This is a genomic window from Teichococcus wenyumeiae (assembly GCF_003696345.1).
Classification (GTDB): Bacteria; Pseudomonadota; Alphaproteobacteria; order Acetobacterales; family Acetobacteraceae; genus Pseudoroseomonas; species Pseudoroseomonas wenyumeiae.
The window spans coordinates 1-16,344 of record NZ_RFLX01000053.1 but is presented as its reverse complement, the minus strand read 5'-3'; the positions used below and the strand labels follow the sequence as shown (position 1 = coordinate 16,344).

Sequence of the window (16,344 nt, the reverse complement as noted above, 5' to 3'; positions counted from 1 at the left end):
CTATGGCCGCTGCGCCCACACCTTCATGTCCGCCATCTGCCTCGCAGCCGCCGCCCTCTTCCGGATCAATGAGGCCTGAACCTAGGTTTTGAAAGGCGCTATTACATCGTCGCGGGGCGCAGTCGCTGCGTGGCAGTCGCTGCCTGCTCGATTCCAGACCAGTCGTAGCGCATCGGCACCATGCGGCAGGCCGCCCAATCCGTCGCTTGATCGGCATAATGCGGACTGCCCGGCTGGCCAGAGACGCCGTGAAACACTGCCCAGCGGCAGTTCTCCCAGTCGCCCACGTCGATGACGTAGCGGCATAGCGCGCCATAGCTGGCGGCGGGGCCAGCAGCGGGAACGAGGCCAATCGCCATCACAGTGTCACCATCTCCACCCAGCGGCATGGAGGGTGGGTCCAACAGGGGCGCTGCATCCGCGAACAGGCCCGAAAGCGGGTGCCGGAAGGTGGGGCGGTGCGCCTCGCCCCAAGGGACTGCCGTCGCCGCTGCGGCTTCCTCCAGCCCGGCTTGCAGCATGTCATCCCAACTCCAGCCGTCCAGCATCGCGACGTCATCGTTCCGCAGCAGGGTTGGCAGCACCCACCACAGGTTTCCCTCTGCCGATACGCCGGGTGGCACCGCCGCCCAAGGATGTGCCGTCATTCCCGCCAGGCCGGAGCGGCGGGCCAGGATGGCCGTCATCGCCCGGCGCAGCGCGTTGTAGCGTCCGGCGGCGATCGAGCCCGCTTCCATCCGGCCGTCCCAGCCCAGCAGTTCCTCGCGCAGCGCCGCCGCGCGCGGGTCGCGCGGGGTGGCCAGGGTGCGGAGCCGGGCCTGGAACAACGGCGCGTTGGGAGACAGCACATCCCCATGGATGGCGGCGGCATCCTCCACCCCGAAGCGCGGCATGGCGTCCAGTAGCGCGGCGATGCGGGCGGCGCGGTATGGTGGATGGCAGTCGGTGCAGAGATAAGGCTCGCCATCCGCGACAACGCGGTTATTGGCGGTAACGATGGCGCCGCCCTCGGGGTCGATCACCTCGGGCATGGCCTCGTGCGGGATATAGCCGTCCCACTCGCCATCCCCGGTCCAGCCCGGTACGGCGAACCAGCCATTGGCGCGGGGGCGGCGCGGCACCAGGGCGCGGACGCGATGGCCGATGCGGCCCTGCACGTCGCCGGCAACCAGATTGTGGTCGATCAGCCCCCAGCCGCGCGTCGCCTCAAACAATTCGGGCACGCTGCCGGCGCGCAGCATGCGGGGCAGGCAGTCGAAGGACAGGTCAGTATCGGCGAATTGGACCGAGCGCAGCACCAGGGCGGCGCCGGAGGCCGGGTCCCCGGCCACCACCGGGCCATGACGGGTTTCCAGGATAGTGATCACGCGGTCGGCCTCGCCGCGCACGCGAATGGTCTCGGTGCGGCTGCACAGGGGCTCGCGGCGGTCGCGGAACAGGCAGGCACCGTCCTCGAAGCGCTCCAGGAACAGGTCGTGGATATCCACGAAGGCATGGGTGACGCAGCAGGCGACCCGGCCGTTGTGCATGTAGTGCGGGAAGGCCGGAACCCCGGGCACGGTGAGGCCGATGGCATCCCACTCGTCACAGGCCAGGTGATGCTGGGCGTACATGCCCGGGATCTCGAACACCCGGTGCGGGTCGCCGGCCAGGATGGGCCGCCCACTGGCGCTTCGGCCGGGGCCGACCGCCCAGTTGTTGCTGCCGCCGCCGGTCTCGTCCGAACCCATGGCGGCGAGAAGGGCCGTGATCGCGGGGCGCAACGCGGTCAGGTCAGCGGCCATGCGGGTGCCGGTGGCGCCGGGCGGGATGCACAGCAACTCGGCCTCGCCATCGTCGTAGCGCAGCTTGGCCGCGTTCTCCGCGCCCACAATCGGCAAAGCGAGGATGCGCGCCAGCTTGAACCACACGGAACCCATCAGCAGGCCGAGGCGGCGCATCACCGCGATCGGGTGCCAGCCTTCCCAGGGCTCCGGGGTAGCGCCAAGCAGCGCGTATTCGACCGGCAGCGGCGGGTTGGAGCCGAGGAAGGCATTCACTCCGGCGGCGTAGCGATCCAGCATTGCGCGCGCCTCGCCGCCCAGGGCGGCATAGTCGCGGCGGCAGGCGGCCTCCATGCCCAGGCGCCGGCACAGCGCGTCGCCCTCGGCGGCTTCCGCCCCCAGCCACTCGGCCGCCCGGCCCAGCGCGCGGCGGCGGGTGAGTTCCATCTGGAAAAGCCTGTCCTGTGCATGGACGAAGCCGAGGGCGAAGTGGGCGTCATGCGCCGTGCCGGCCTTGATGTGCGGGATGCCCCATTCGTCCCGCCGCACGATGACGTCGTCCCGCAGGCCAGGCAGAACCCGGGTGCCGCGCGTGTCGGAGAGCGCGGCGCGGAGCATGGTGTCGTCGATCATCAGGCGTCCGCCAGCCGCACGCCCCAGAAGATGGGGAAGGAGGATTGCACCAGCCCTTGCAACCGCGAGCGGTAGCCGGCGGGGCGGGAGAACTGGCCCCACATCACCGTGGGCGTCGTGCGGTAGGCGTCCTCCTGGATGGCCGCGGCGATGCGGGCTCGGGCCGCATCGTCCGGTGCGGCGGCGAATTGGATCAGCAGTTCGGACATCGGCTCGCTGCAGCTCCAGCCTGTATAGTCGGCGCAGTTGTTGGACACGTAGAAATGGGTCAGCGGAGAGGCCATGTCGACGCCGTTGGAATAGACCGGAAACACGCTCCATCCTTCCTTGCGGCTTCGGCGCTGCAGCACCGTGCCCCAGTCCATGACCTGTTCGTCCACCGTGAAGCCGGCTTCCCGCATGCGCTGCGCCAGCAGGCTGCCCGCCGCCTGGGAAATCGAACCAGCGACCTGCAGCATGACGACCGGCTCGCCCTTATAGCCGGTGCGGGCCAGCGCGGCCTTGCCGGCGGCCGGATCGAACTTGGCGGAGCCAGCGCCCGCATCGCTGGCCAACGGTGCGTCGCACATGAAGAAGGCGGCGCAATGGTCCATCCGCACGCCAGGCTCGATGCCGGCGGCCTGCAGCATCTCCTTCTGATCCACCAGCTTCCACAACACGGCGCGCACCGCCGGGTCGGCGAAGGGACCGCTTGCCGCGTTGAGGCGGAAATTGCCCTGGAACATGTCCAGGCCCTTCAGGGTCATCACCTTCACCCCCTGCGAGCGCGCCAGCATCGGCACCAGGTCGAAGGGCAGGTACTGCATGTAGTCGATTTCGCCGGTGACGAGAGCATTGGCGCCGGTGGTGTCGTCGCCGATTGCCCGCAGCACGACCTGCGGTACCTGCACGACCTTGCCGCCGGACAGGAAGTCGGCCGGCTCCTGGCGCGGCACGTAGCCCTCAAACCGCGCCAGCACCATGCTGTCGCCGACCTTCCAGCGGTCGACCACGAAGCGGAACGGGCCAGAGCCGATGATGTCCTTGATCCGCCCCTCCCCGGCTGCGGCGGCGACGCGCGCCGGCATGATGACGGGCAGCGGCGCATTGGGCTTGCCCAGCACGCTGAGCATCAGCGGGAAGGGTTTGGTCAGCGTGATGGTGAACACGCGCTCGCCCTGCGCCGCCATTGTGGCGCCGGCGGCCAGCAGCATGCGGCCCAGCGCGTCTCTCGGCGCCCAGCGGGCGAGCGAGGCGACGCAGTCCCCCGCGGTAACCGGGGCATCGTCATGGAAGCGCAGGCCGGGGCGCAGGGTGAAGCGCCACTGCAGCCCGTCGGCGGAAACCTCGTGCGAATCGACCATCTGGGGATGGACTCGCCCGGCGGCATCGCTGCCGTAGAGCATGTCGAAGACATGGTAGGCGAAGGTGCGGGTGATGGCGGCGGTGGTCATGTGCGGGTCGAGGATGACAACCTCGGATTCCAGCATGACGGTCAATGGCTTCTGCTGCGCCGCCGCCGGGCGGGGCCAGGTTGCCGCTGGCAGCGCGAGAGCCGCCATGCCTGCCAGGACACCGCGTCGTGATGCCGTGATGGTGCTCATAATGCCCCTCCGGTCGTGCGGCGCCCTGCTTGATCGCGGTCCGCAGTTGATACAGGATATATCCGATATCAGTCGGGGCAAGACATTTCCCCTGCGCCGGCTCGAAGGAGGCCTCCCGCGATGTCCGACGCAGACCTGTTGTTCACCCCCGCCACGAAGGCCGCCGCGCTGATCCGCAGCGGCGCGCTATCGCCCGTCGAGCTGACTCAGGCGGTGCTCGCGGAGGCTCGGCAGGTGCAGGCGCGGCTGAACCCCTTCGTGGTGCTGCTGGAGGATGAGGCGCTGGCCAGCGCGCGGGCGGCGGAGGCGGCGGTGCGGAGCGGCGCGCCTCTCGGCCCGCTGCATGGCGTGCCGGTCAGCATCAAGGACCAGGTGGATGTGCGCGGCGTGCGGACCACCTATGGTTCCGCCATCTTCGCCGACAGCGCCGAAGCCACCGCGGACGACGTCACCGTCGCCCGGCTGCGCGCGGCGGGCGCTATCATCTTCGCCAAGACGACGCTGCCGGAGTTCGGCCACAAGGGCCTCACCGACGGTCCTTCCTTCGGCACCACACGCAATCCCTGGGACCCGGCGCGCACCGCTGGCGGGTCGAGCGGCGGAGCAGCGGTTGCCGTGGCGACGGGACTGGGGCCGATCGCGCTCGGGATGGATGGCGCCGGGTCTATCCGCATCCCGGCAGCCTGCTGCGGCGTGGTGGGATTGAAGCCGACGCTGGGCTCGATCCCCTGGCAGCAGGGCGCGGACGCCTTCGGCAACTACACCTATGCCGGGCCGATGGCGCGCACGCTGGCCGACCTCGCCACAATGCGGGCGGTTCTGGCCGGGCCCGATGCCTCCGACCCCTGGAGCCTGCGGGCGGCGGACCTGCCGCTGTCCCCTGCGCTGGCAGGGCGCGATCTGCACGGGCTGCGGATCGGTGTGATCGAGCACGCCGCCAATGCGCGGCTGCAGCGGGAGATGGCGGCGAACCTCCAGGCATCGGTGTCGGTGTTCGAGGCACTGGGCGCCGCCGTCGACATGGCGGGCGCCGATATCGACTGGATGGAGATGCCGGGCCGGGTGATGTACCAGGCCAACTTCGCGATCTCACAACGCCGGTACCTGGCCGAATGGCGGGACCGGATGGACCCGACGCTGCTGGCCTTCATGGAACGTGGCGATGGCTTCAGCCTGACGGAGTTCCGGGAAGGGCAATATGCCCGCACACGGCTGTTCCGTGCGATCCAGCGGCTGTTCGAGCGGTTCGACGTGCTGGTCACCCCGACCCTGAGCCGCACCGCGCTGCCGGCGGATTTCGACGCTGCCCATGACGAGGTGGAGGTCGAGGGGGAACTCTGCGGCATCACGCGACAGGGCTGGAGCAGCTATGTCTACCCGTTCAATCTGACCGGGCACCCGGCGCTGACGGTGCCAAATGGATTCGACGATGCCGGGCTGCCGACCGGGGTGCAACTGGTCGGGCGCTGGGGGGCGGAGCTGGACTTGCTGCGGCTGGGCTCGGTGCTGGAGGAAGCCCGTCCCTGGGCCGCTTGCCGCCCGTCGGAAGTCCAAGTCGCCTGACGACCAGGACCGGGCATGAGGACGGTCAAGGCATGCAGCCTATCGCCCGTTTCGCCTGCTCGCGCAGTGGCCGGTCTAGGCCACCGCCTGCAGCGGATCGGGATTGGACCCGACGGCAAAAGGCGCCTCGCTGAGGCGACTGGCATCAAGGTCCTGCAGTAGGCGCAGCAGCCCCGCGCCACCTTCGATCATGTCCGCCTGGACGGCGGCACGAACCCTGGCCCCGTCCCGCGCGCGCAGCGCGTCCAGCACATCGAGATGCCGGTGGCGGCCGGGATAAGTGGGCGCCGCGTGCGGATAGAGGTAAGTCAGCAACGGACCGTTGCGCAGCCACAGGCCCTGAATCAGGTGGAACAGCTCCGGCATCGCCGCGGCCTCATAAAGGCGGGCGTGGAAGTGCCAGTTGCTGCGCACTGCTTCAGCCGCCTGGCCGGTTTCCTCCGCCTTCAGGAGCCGCTCATGCAGCTTGGCCAGTGCCGTGATGTCGCGGGCGGAAATGCGCTCGGCGGCGTGGGCGGCGGCGAGGCCTTCCAGTTCCAGCCGGATCTGCCGCAGCTCCAGGTACTGCGAGGTCGAGAGGCGCGGCACGGTAAGCGAGCGGCTGGTCTGCAGCGTCAGCGCACGTTCGCGGACCAACTGCATCACGGCCTCACGCACCGGGGTTTCCGAGACGCCCATCGTGGAGGCGAGGTCGCGGATCTTCAGGCGCTGGTGCGGGCGCAGGCGTCCCTCCAGCAGGGCGGCGCGCAGGGTCTCGTAGACCCTGTCGTTCAGGCTGGTGCGAGCCAGGACAGGAAGAGAGGTGGTCAGGGACATGGCTGTGAGATATCCATCACGGCCGCTGAAAACTAGGAGTCGGGCCCGTAAACTTTCTTATACATGATATATCAAACAGGCTTTCTGAAGGAAGCATGGCATGTCTGGTAGCAATGCGGTTCTGCATTCCAACAGCTTCGATCATGCCCTGCGGGCCAGAACCGAGTATGTGATTCCCGCCGGGCTCTGGGACCATCTCTCCGCATGGATTTTGCCGGAGGGCTATCCCCAGTTCTTTGTTCGCGCCGAAGGCTGCCACCTCGCCGATGCCGACGGGCGCCGGTTCATAGACATGATATGCTCCTAGGTCCCATCGTGCTCGGCCACTAACCTCCCGGTGGTGGATAAGGCGGTGGCAGCGCAGGCAGCACGCGGCGATTGCATGAAGACCGCCATCCGCGTAAGCCGCGCCTGGTCTGCCCTCTTGGTGCGGTGGACGGGCAGATCCACCTCTTCGGCCGGCCGGGAAGTATCTCTTCGACCTGGGCAGCAAGTACATCTCAGAGGACGCCTTGCCGGAGACAAACATCGCGCTGCAGGACGTGCTCGGCCTGTCCTACGCGATGATTGTCAACGGCGGCGGCTACGGCATAGGCACCCGCCATCTGGAGGACACGCTGCGCTGCTTCCCCACCTGCTTCCCCGGCGTAGCGCTGCTAGCCCCGGAGGTCAGCATGGTGGAGATGGAGCGGCTGCACGGCCTGAGCGTGCGCGGCTGCCGCTTCGTCAGCCCTTATCACGGCGCGCACCTGCCGCCCCTCACCGAAAGCGTGGCCGCCATGGCGGCGGAGCTGGCTAGGTCGTGCAGTTTTATCCCTCGCCGCGCGACCTCGAGGACTTCACCCCGCGCCTGTCCAGCCTGCCGGGTCGGGTGGTCCTGCACCATTTCGGCGCAATTCCCGCCGAGGGCGGCACGGACCAGCCGACCTTCCGAACCATCCTGCGGATGTTGGACAGCGGCAGGGTCTGGGTGCGGCTTTCCGGGCCTATGCGCTGCACGCGCCAGGATGTCCCTTAATTAGCGGTGACGCCGATCGCCCGGGCCCTGGTGAGGGCCGCGCCGGAACGGCTGCTCTGGGGCTCCGACTGGCCGCATGTGAACATGCGAGGCCGGGTTATGCCCAACGACGGCGACCTACTGGACATGATGCTAGAATGGGCCCGGATGAAACCGTGCGAAACCGAATTCTTGGCCCAGATGCGCGGAGCCTTTACGACTTCCCAGAGTTGGATTGACGAGACCGAGGTGACGTGATGACCGAGCAGGCCCCATTCCCGATCAGCCGCTTCCCCGTGCCCACGCTGGAGGAGACGCCGGACGATATCCGCGAGCGGCTGCTCGCGGTACAAGAAAAGGCGGGGTTCATCCCCAACGTTTTCCTTGTCCTTGCGCATCGGCCCGAAGAATTCCGCGCCTTCATGGCCTACCACGATGCCTTGATGGACAAGCCTGGCACTCTGATCAAGGCGGAGCGCGAGATGATCGTGGTGGCGACCAGCAATGCGAACCAGTGCCAATACTGCGTCGTTGCGCATGGCGCGATCCTTCGCATCCGGGCAAAGAACCCGCTGATCGCCGAACAGGTCGCCATCAACTATCGCAAGGCCGATATCACGCCGCGGCAGAAGGCGATGCTGGACTTCGCCATGAAGGTCGCCTTCAAGGCCTATGCGGTCGGCGACGACGACATGGCCACCCTGGCGCAGCATGGCTTTGACCAGGAGGATGCATGGGACATCGCCGCGATCGCGGCCTTCTTCGGCATGTCGAACCGGTTGGCAAATGTCACCAGCCTACGGCCCAACGACGAGTTCTATGCGATGGGCCGATAGACGATCTTGACCGCCGCTGGACGACTGGATCAGCGGTCCCCCGATGCGGGGCAGGTTTCAGGAGACAGTTCTGTTCCTGACGCTGGACAAGATCGGCCACAGGCGCAGCAAGCTTGGCTTGCGCACGCGTCGGGCCAGCGAAGCCGTCGAGTCGGTGCTTGTCTATCCGTCCTATGCGGACCTCAGGGTGTCGCCGTTGCTGTCCTTCAGCGGAAAGTCATCTAGAGGTGCAGAGGCGGTGCGGCCGATCCGAGAGGATTCGGCCCTGCCGTCCGCCGCAGCGTCATCTTTCTGAGCCGTAGGCGAAGCAATGCATCACGTGTTCGGATCAACTCCGGCATCGCGCATATCTTCGCCGCCCAGAAGCGTCCCAGGACACCCTTCGTGCGCGCCAATGGCCTCGCTCGGCACAGGGGTAGTCAGGCTTGCAGCACCATCCCATCTCGCTGCGGATCTGCGCCCCCGCGCCATGCGTCGTCCTGCAGTGCCAGCCCATGTGGTGCACCGAAGGCGAAGCTCTGGTAGGAGCGCGCGGTCGGGTAGCCTTGTGCGGCCAATGCGTCAGTCGTGCTGTGTGGGATGCGGTTGGCGACGTCGATAGTGTCGCTGAGCGCCATGATGCGCGGCGCGGCCACGGCTTCCGCCATGCTCATGCCGAAATCGACGACATTGCTGATGGCCTGTGCCAGTGCTGGCACAATATAGGTGCCGCCGGGCGCGGCCAGTACCATGCAGGGCTTTTCATCCCGGAAGACAATGGTCGGCGCCATGGCGCTGCCCCGGCTCTTGCCGGGGGCAATGGAAGCGGCGCGGCCTGGGCGCGGATCGAAGCCGCTCATGCAGCCATTATACATGAAGCCCAATCCTGGCGTGATGACGCCGGAAGGAATACCCAGCGTATGCGTCATGGAGACCGCATTGCCCTCGGCATCCACGACGCAGACCACGGTGGTATCCGGCGGGTCTTTGGGTTCGCCCGCGCGTGGAACGGCGGCTTTCTCGCCGGCACGGATGCGGGCGGCCAACGCGGCGGCATGTTCGGCCGATAGTAGCCGCTCCAGCGGCACATCGACAAAATCCGGATCTCCCATATGGGCATCCTTGTCGATGGTCATCCACTTCATGGCTTCGGCCAGAATGCGCAGATGCTCGACACTGTTGTGCTCCAGCGCGCCCAGCTCGAACTGCTCCAGGATATGCAGCAACTCGATCAACGAACCGCCACCGGCCGGCGGTGGGTTCGACGCAACGCGCAGCCCGCGGTACCGCCCCCAGCACGGCGCCTTTTCCCGCACACGATAAGCGGCCAGATCCTCCAGAGTGACGCCGCCGCCGTGCGACTGCATGTCCGCCGCCATCTCTCGTGCGATGTCGCCGCGATAGAAGATCTCGGCTCCGCCTTCCGCGATGCGCTCCAGCGTACGCGTGATCTCCGGATTGTGCAGGATGTCGCCGGGGCGCTTCAGCGTGCCGTCGGGGCGGAAGTAGACCTGCCGTCCTGTTTCGCTGAAGCGCAGCTTGTGCTCGACATTGACCTGCCCGTCACCGCCATGATCAATCGTCCAGTAGTAGTGGACATAGGGCCGCACCATGACCCCGCGCCGCGATTGTGCGATAGCCGGCGCCACCACGTCGCGCAGCGGCATGGTGCCGAAGCGGGACAGCGCCTCGGTGTAGCCCGCCACATTGCCCGGCGTGCCGATGGAGCCGTAGCCGATATCGTTGCTCTGGTCGTTCAGCAGGAAGACGAAGCCGTCGCGCGACTGGCCGATGAACTTGTCCTCCCACATCTCAGGTGTCGCGGAGAGCGGCGCGCGGGCGAAGAATTCCAGCACCGTATGGATGCCCTTTTGGGGCATGCAGATCTGCATGGCGCCGAAGCCACCTAGGCCGCACATCTGCGGGTCCACTACGCCCTGGCTAAAGGCGCAGGCGATGGCGGCGTCCACCGCGTTGCCGCCGCGCCGCAGAACCTCGACGCCCGCTTCCGCCGCTTCCGGTTGGGCCGCCACCACGATGCCGCGCATCCGCTTACTCCCTGCTGCTGTTCATTGATCCGGCGTGATGCCGGAGGCTTCGATCACCGGCTTCCAGGCCGCCACTTCCTTGCGCACGAAATCCTGCGCCTGGTCCAGGTAGTAGCGGCCTGGCGTAGTGGAGGTCTCGGCGAAGCGGCGCTGCACATTGGGGCTGGCCTGGGCGTTCCGCATGGCCTCGGCCAGCTTTTCCAGAATGGGGCGCGGCGTGCCGGCGGGGGCGGCGAGGCCGGCCCAGCCATCGGCCACCACATCGGGATAGCCCAGTTCGCGGAAGCTCGGCACGTCCGGAAAGTCGGGCGAGCGCTCGGGTGCCGAGGTCGCCAGCGGGCGCAGCGCGCCCGAACGGATATGCGCGCTGGTGGCGGTCAGGCTGTCCATGACACTGGGTACTACGCCCGCCATGACATCGGTGATGGCCTGGGTGGAGCCGCGATAGGGGATGTGCTCCAGCCGTGCGCCGGTCGCCGCCGCCAGCCGGAGCCCCAGCAGGTGCGCCACACCACCGACACCGGAGGTGCCGTAATCCATCGGCTTCGTCTTCGAGGCCTGGAGATAATCGGCCGGGTTGCGGATGGGCAGCTTCGGGTCAACGCAAAGCAGGTAGGGCGTGCCCATCATGATGGCGATATGGGCAAAAGACTTGTCAGCATCGTACTGGATGCGGTCGCGGTAGAGTGTCTGCCCGATGGCGAGGCCGCTGATGGTGGTGATCAGCAGCGTATAACCATCCGCAGGCATTCGCGCGACATGGCCGGTGCCCAGCGTGGAGCCGGCGCCGCCCCGGTTCTCCAGCACCATGCTCTGGCCCAGCGTGGCCTGCATCTCCTGCGCGATGACGCGGGCGGCGATATCGGTTGCGCCACCGGCCCCGAAGGGCACCACCACGCTGATCGGACGCGCCTGCGGCCAGGGGACGCCCTGCGCGGCGGCAGGGCCGGCCGCCAGCAGGGCGGCGCCTTGCAGCAGGCGGCGGCGGGGAAGTTCAGCGAACATGGTCATGCTCCTTCAGGCATGGCGCGCTGCGCCGGGGGAGGGCCGGGGCGGTCAGCCGCTTTCGGCCAGCAGCAGGAAGGCAGGCACGAGAAACTGCGCGAAGCTGCGCACCAGCGGCAGGTCGTCCTCGGTGTACCAGCCGGCCTGGTGCATGAGGTTGACCTGCCCCAGGGTGCGGCCGCGCCAGCGCACCGGCGTGTTCATGGCGCTGCCGCAGCCCAGCGCGCTGGCGCCGGCATGGTCCGGGTAGCTGGCGCGCAGATCCTCCTCCGTGCGGATCAGGATGGGGCGGCCGTGCTGCATCAGCTCCCGCATCCGTGGCGCGTTGGAGGCGCGCTTGCGCCCGCCCACCGCATAATGCTGCGGCACGTTGGAATAGACGCGCTCGGCCTCCCCATCCGCGTAGTGGATCTGGATCGTGCAGAGGCGGTGGCCCACCGCCGCCGCCAGGGCCGCATCCAGCGCCTGGAAGGTGGCCTGGGGCTGCGCGTCCTCCGCCTGCGCCAGAGCCAGCCGGGCAAGGTGGGGCAGGGGGTCGGGACGCAACATGCTCAACCCTCCGCCCGCGCGTCCACCGCCAGTGTCCGCTCGTCCGAGCGCGGCGAGAAGGCGATGCCCTTCCGCACGGCCCAGAGGTTCTGCAACATCAGCAGCGGGATCAGCGGCAGGTCGGCCATGGCCTTCTCCGTCGCCTCGATCAGCAGCTTCTCGCGTGCCGTGTCATCGACGGTGGAGGTCGCCTTGACCGTCAGCGCGTCCAGTTCCGCGTTGCTGTAGCGGCCATAATTATACAGGCCGAGGCTGCGTTCCTTGTTGTAGCTGGCCATGCACTGGCTGAGCATGTAGCCGCCCTCGAAGGTAGCGCTGCCCCAGCCCCAGAGGCCCATGGAGAATTCCTGGCGCCCACCGCGCGCGGCATAGGTGCTCCAGGGCATCGCCTCCACGGTGGTCTGCACGCCGATGCGCGTCCACATCTGCGCGATGGCCTGGGCCAGCCGCGCGTCGTTGGGATAGCGGTCGTTGGGCGTGTGCAGGGTCAGGTTGAAACCATCGGGCAGCCCGGCCTCGGCCAGAAGGCGGCGGGCGCGCTCCGGGTCCGGCTTCGGCGGCGCAACATTGGGCGCATAGGAATAGCTGCCCGGCGGCATCCACTGGCCGGTGGCCTCGGCGGTGCTCAGCATCACGCGCTCCGCCAGGGCGTCCCGCTGAATGGCCAGCGACAGCGCCTGCCGCACGCGCAGGTCGCGGAACGGGTTGCGCGCCAGCGGCTTGCCGGCCTTGTCCGTGACGAAGGGGCTCTCGCCTTCCCGCGACAGGTCCGGCACCAGATACAGCAGGCGGATGCCGGGGATGGCGGCGACATTAATCCGGCTGTCCTCCCGCAGGCGCGGCAGGTCGCTGACGGAAGGGGTGTCGATCAGGTCCACATCGCCGGAGAGCAGCGCCGCGGTACGTCCGGCGGGGTTGGTGATCAGGCGCAGCGAGACCTTCTCCCATCCCTGCTTCGGGCCCCACCAGAGGTCGTTGCGCACCATCTCCACCCGGTTGCCGGGCGTGTAGGAGGCGAACTTGTAGGGGCCGGTGCCGATAGCCGCCTTACCGGAGTTGTAATCCGCCGTGGTGGCGTTCTCCCCCACGCGGCGGGAGATGATGCCGACATAGGTCAGGTTCGGACCGAGATCCGGCGCCGGCACCGGCGTGTGCAGGCGGATGGTCAGCGGGTCCATCACCTCTACCCGCTCCACCGCACGCAGGAAGCCGCCAAAGCCGCCCGGGCTGTTGGGCACGTCACGCGCGCGCTCGAAGGTGAAGACCACGTCATCCGCGGTGAAGTCGCCGCCATCGTGGAACTTCACGCCCGGGCGCAGCTTGAATTCCCACAGCGTATCGGACAGCGGCTTCCATTCCGTGGCCAGGCCAGGAATCAGGCGGCCGTCCGGCGCGCGGTTGATCAGCCGCTCGAACATATGCATCGCCACGGTATGGTTGGGCACGGCATGGTAGAAATGCGGGTCCACCGTGGTGAAGGCGCCGCCCAGCCCGATCTGCAGGGTAGTTCCGGCAGCATGGGCCGCGCGGGGTGCCAGTGCGCCCCAGCCGGTGGTGGCGAGAAGGCCGGAAGCGGCCAGGAAATGGCGGCGTTGCATGGGCGTTTCCTTGTTGTTCAACGAGTAGGCCGCAGGGGCAGTTCCAGGGCTGAGGCCTGGTCGCCACCGCGCAGCAGTGTCAGTTCCGGCGGCCGGCCGTGCGGCACCTGCACGCAATGGTCGGCATCCATGCCGGCGATCGACAGCCTGATGCGGCTGCCGGCGCGGAATACCCAGGAGACCGGCAGCAGCGGGATGCGGATGCGCTCCACCTGCCCGGGCACCAATGGCGCCGCATCCTCCCGCCGGGAGGAGCGGAAGGGCCAGGTGGTGCGGTACTGCGCAGGCGCCGGACTTTCCTTCCGGTGCAGGGCGCGCAGCAGGCCTTCGGTGACGTAGCGCACCGTGCCGTCCGGCTCGACTTCCGAGACATAGACGAAGATGGCGGCATCTGGCGTGTCGGCACTGAGCCAGAGATCGGCCAGGCCATGGCCGGTCAGTTCCATCGCCTGCTCCAGCGGCGCGGAGGACCAGCCGGTGAGCTTGGCCTCCCGTTCCTGCCAGTCGGCATAATAGACCGTGCTGTTGATGCCGGCGATGCGCTCGTAGCGCGTGCCATGGCCGCTGCCCCAGGCGAAGTCGGCACGCATCACGTCCTGTCCGGCCTCGCCCGCGGCATCCTTCAGCGCCCCGGCGCCGAGATGCAGGCGCCGCACCGTTTCCACCGGCGGCCAGGACGCGGCGGCGCGCCAGCATTCCTCATGCAGGCTGAAGTAGTGGACGGGCTGTTCCGCCTCCAGCCCGGTATCGCGGCGCAGCAGGTAGTGGTCGAAGAAGCGCAGCAGGGCGCCCAGCAGCGCGAAGTCCGAGGTCTGTTCCCGCCGCCAGGGAGAGACATTGCAGCGCGCCCCGTGGTCCCAGGGGCCGAGCAGCAGGTGGACCTTGTTCTCCCGCAGCGTCAGGAAGCGGGCGATGGCGCCGTTGGCGTAGCCCGCGCCATCCATCCAGCCGGACACCGCCAGCACTGCCACGTCCTTGCGGATGCCCTCGCTGACCGAATAGGGGCTGAAGGAGGCGGAGCTGAAGGAGGGGTCGTAGGGCAGCGGGTCCTCGCGGAAGCGGAACTCGCCCATGAAGTCCGGCTGGCGGAAGTTGCCAAGGTGCTCACGCAGCGCTTCTGACAGCAGGGTGCCGTCGGCGTCCTCGTCCACCGGGTGCGGGCCGCGCAGGTCGGGGTTGGCGTAGTAGACGTAGTTGCGCAGCAGGTCGCGCCGGTCGTGGTCCATGGCGACCATCAGGTCGTCATAGCTCTTGGCGAGCTGCTTCAGCAGGATGCCGCCGGGATAGTAGTTGTCGGCATAGGTATCCCAGACCGCGAACAGCGGCGCGATGGCCTTCACCGCCGGGTGCCCAGTGCTGGCCAGGAAGTCGGACGCCGCGCCCGGATACGAAATGCCGGTCGCGCCGACCTGCCCGTCCGACCAGGTCTGCGCCACGATCCAGTCGGTGATCTCCCGGCTGTCCTCGCGTTCCTTGGGGGAGCGGAAGCTGTCCCGCGTGCCGAAGGAGGCGCCGGTGCCGCGCACATCCACCACCACCACGGCGTAGCCGCGCGGTACCAGGTAGCGCACGAACTTGCCGGCATTGGGGATGGCGTCGGCGTCGCTGCCCGGCGCCACGGCGAAGCGGCGGTAATAGGGCGTCAGGATCAGGATGGCCGGCACCGGGCCGGTGGCGCCTTCCGGCCGCCAGACATCGATGGCGATGCGGCAGCCGTCCCGCATGGTCAGGTAGCGGGATTCGGGCACGGCGGGCAGGGCGCAGCCGGCCTCGCGTGCCGTTGCGTAGTGTGAAGGGGTCACATGCCAGGCGGCACTGCCGTGATCGCTGTCGGACATTCTCAAACCTTGCTGCCGGCGGGGTCTTCCGTGCGTCACGGATGCCGAAGCTCGCTCGATGCGTCAAATGCATTATAATGTCTAGATCATGCGGTTTCCGCACATGGTGGGGGGCTTATGCATAACCTGCGGTCACTCGAGGCTCTGCGCGCGTTTGTGGAAACCAGATCGGTCTCTCAGGCCGCAGTGCGGCTGGGGCGCACGCAGCCGCAGGTGGGCCGCCTGCTGGCGGCGCTGGAGCGGGAGGTCGGCTTCGCGCTGTTCAGCCGCGAGAACCGCCGCCTGTCCCTGACCGCCGATGGGTTGCGCTTCTGGCAGCAGGCCGAGCGCGTGCTGGCCGGGCATGATGGACTGGACGCGGCTGGCCAGCGGCATTCGCCAGGGGCAGAAGCACAATCACCTGCGGCTGTTGACCGCGCCCCAGGTTGCCAGCTTCGTGCTGGGCGGGGCGTTGCGCGAGATGGTCGCCCGTGTCCCCGATTTCTCCGCCGTGGTGGATACTCGCATCCGTCTGGATGCCGAAACGGTGGTGGAGCAGGAGCATTTCGACATGGGCGTCACGGTGCTGCCGCTGGCGCATTCCGGCCTGAAGGTGGAACCGCTCTGCGAGGTTGAGGCCGTGGCGGTCATGCACCGGGACCACCCGCTTGCGGCCTTGACGCAGGTGACGGTGCAGGACCTGGCTGGGCACGACATGGTAGTGACGCACCCGCGATCCCTTCTGCGGCAGGGGCTGGAACAACATTGCCGAGAAGCAGGGATTACGCCGTGCGGCCGGTTCGAGGCATCGAATGGCGTAGTGGTCTGTCAGATGGCAGCGCTGGGACTAGGAGTCGCGCTGGCGGATCCCTTTGTCGCTAGTTCCTCCCCCGCGCCGCAGATGGTGGTCCGCGCCTTTGCCCCCTCCATCTCGCTACCCTACGGGATGTTCTTCCCGAGCTGGCAGCCGCGCTCTGGCCTCGTAGAGGAATTCGCTGCCCTGGTTGCCCAGACCGCACGGCACGAGGCCGGAGCCCTGAAGCGCAGCTTGTGCTGGCGCCAGGGTGCCGGAGTGACCTAGGCTCAGGACTCCTTGATCCAGAAGAGGACGGTGGCGGCGAGGCAGATGGCGGACATGAAGGTGTGGGCGCAGCGGT

General features: G+C 68.0%; 11 protein-coding genes and 2 pseudogenes. 5 read left to right on the top strand and 8 right to left on the bottom strand.

The annotated features are described in order from the left end of the window. Positions 1–101: 101 nt before the first annotated feature. Positions 102–2,396 carry a penicillin acylase family protein gene (locus EBE87_RS25550; protein WP_199707574.1) on the bottom strand — a complete coding sequence of 765 codons (2,295 nt, stop codon included), beginning with the start codon at positions 2,394–2,396 and terminating at the stop codon, positions 102–104. Further along, positions 2,396–3,979, bottom strand: coding sequence for an ABC transporter substrate-binding protein (locus tag EBE87_RS25545; protein ID WP_120639456.1), 1,584 nt, complete (start codon positions 3,977–3,979; stop codon positions 2,396–2,398). Before EBE87_RS25545 ends, EBE87_RS25550 begins: the two co-directional genes overlap by 1 nt. A gap of 120 nt (positions 3,980–4,099) precedes the next feature. On the opposite strand from EBE87_RS25545, the gene EBE87_RS25540 reads away from it, so the two are divergent. Beyond that, positions 4,100–5,542, top strand: a complete 1,443-nt coding sequence (locus EBE87_RS25540) for an amidase (RefSeq protein WP_120639455.1) — start codon at positions 4,100–4,102, stop codon at positions 5,540–5,542. Positions 5,543–5,617: 75 nt separating this feature from the next. Here EBE87_RS25540 and EBE87_RS25535 read toward each other — a convergent pair whose 3' ends face one another. Beyond that, positions 5,618–6,358, bottom strand: a complete 741-nt coding sequence (locus EBE87_RS25535; protein ID WP_120639454.1) for a GntR family transcriptional regulator — start codon at positions 6,356–6,358, stop codon at positions 5,618–5,620. A gap of 802 nt (positions 6,359–7,160) precedes the next feature. Between EBE87_RS25535 and EBE87_RS30565 the strand changes: the two are divergent. Together EBE87_RS30565 and EBE87_RS25515 are read left to right on the top strand one after the other, a co-directional pair. Beyond that, positions 7,161–7,613: pseudogene (locus EBE87_RS30565) on the top strand (amidohydrolase family protein). Then, the gene (locus EBE87_RS25515) at positions 7,613–8,191 is read left to right on the top strand and encodes a peroxidase-related enzyme (protein WP_120639450.1); all 579 of its coding nucleotides are present in this window, start codon (positions 7,613–7,615) and stop codon (positions 8,189–8,191) included. The pseudogene EBE87_RS30565 and the gene EBE87_RS25515 overlap by 1 nt, the downstream one beginning before the upstream one ends. 419 nt (positions 8,192–8,610) lie before the next feature. Here the strand turns inward: EBE87_RS25515 and ggt are convergent, their stop codons facing one another. From ggt to EBE87_RS25485, 5 genes are read right to left on the bottom strand one after another with little or no spacing between them, the layout of a single operon-like run. Beyond that, a complete protein-coding gene (gene ggt, locus EBE87_RS25505; protein WP_120639448.1) occupies positions 8,611–10,218 on the bottom strand; it encodes a gamma-glutamyltransferase in 1,608 nt (535 codons plus the stop codon). A 21-nt stretch (positions 10,219–10,239) separates the two neighbouring features. Further along, a complete protein-coding gene (locus EBE87_RS25500) occupies positions 10,240–11,223 on the bottom strand; it encodes a Bug family tripartite tricarboxylate transporter substrate binding protein (RefSeq protein ID WP_233553315.1) in 984 nt (327 codons plus the stop codon). A gap of 51 nt (positions 11,224–11,274) precedes the next feature. Further along, positions 11,275–11,772 (bottom strand): GAF domain-containing protein, encoded by a 498-nt coding sequence (locus EBE87_RS25495; protein ID WP_233553314.1) that lies wholly within the window; start codon positions 11,770–11,772, stop codon positions 11,275–11,277. A 2-nt stretch (positions 11,773–11,774) separates the two neighbouring features. Further along, positions 11,775–13,370, bottom strand: coding sequence for an ABC transporter substrate-binding protein (locus tag EBE87_RS25490; protein ID WP_120639445.1), 1,596 nt, complete (start codon positions 13,368–13,370; stop codon positions 11,775–11,777). A 17-nt stretch (positions 13,371–13,387) separates the two neighbouring features. Next, positions 13,388–15,208, bottom strand: a complete 1,821-nt coding sequence (locus tag EBE87_RS25485) for a CocE/NonD family hydrolase (RefSeq protein ID WP_120639444.1) — start codon at positions 15,206–15,208, stop codon at positions 13,388–13,390. A gap of 117 nt (positions 15,209–15,325) precedes the next feature. On the opposite strand from EBE87_RS25485, the pseudogene EBE87_RS30055 reads away from it, so the two are divergent. Together EBE87_RS30055 and EBE87_RS25480 are read left to right on the top strand one after the other, a co-directional pair. Then, a pseudogene (locus tag EBE87_RS30055) lies at positions 15,326–15,451 on the top strand (helix-turn-helix domain-containing protein); the annotation flags it as partial. 100 nt (positions 15,452–15,551) lie between these two features. Beyond that, positions 15,552–16,268, top strand: a complete 717-nt coding sequence (locus tag EBE87_RS25480; protein WP_233553313.1) for a LysR substrate-binding domain-containing protein — start codon at positions 15,552–15,554, stop codon at positions 16,266–16,268. Positions 16,269–16,344 lie beyond the last annotated feature (76 nt).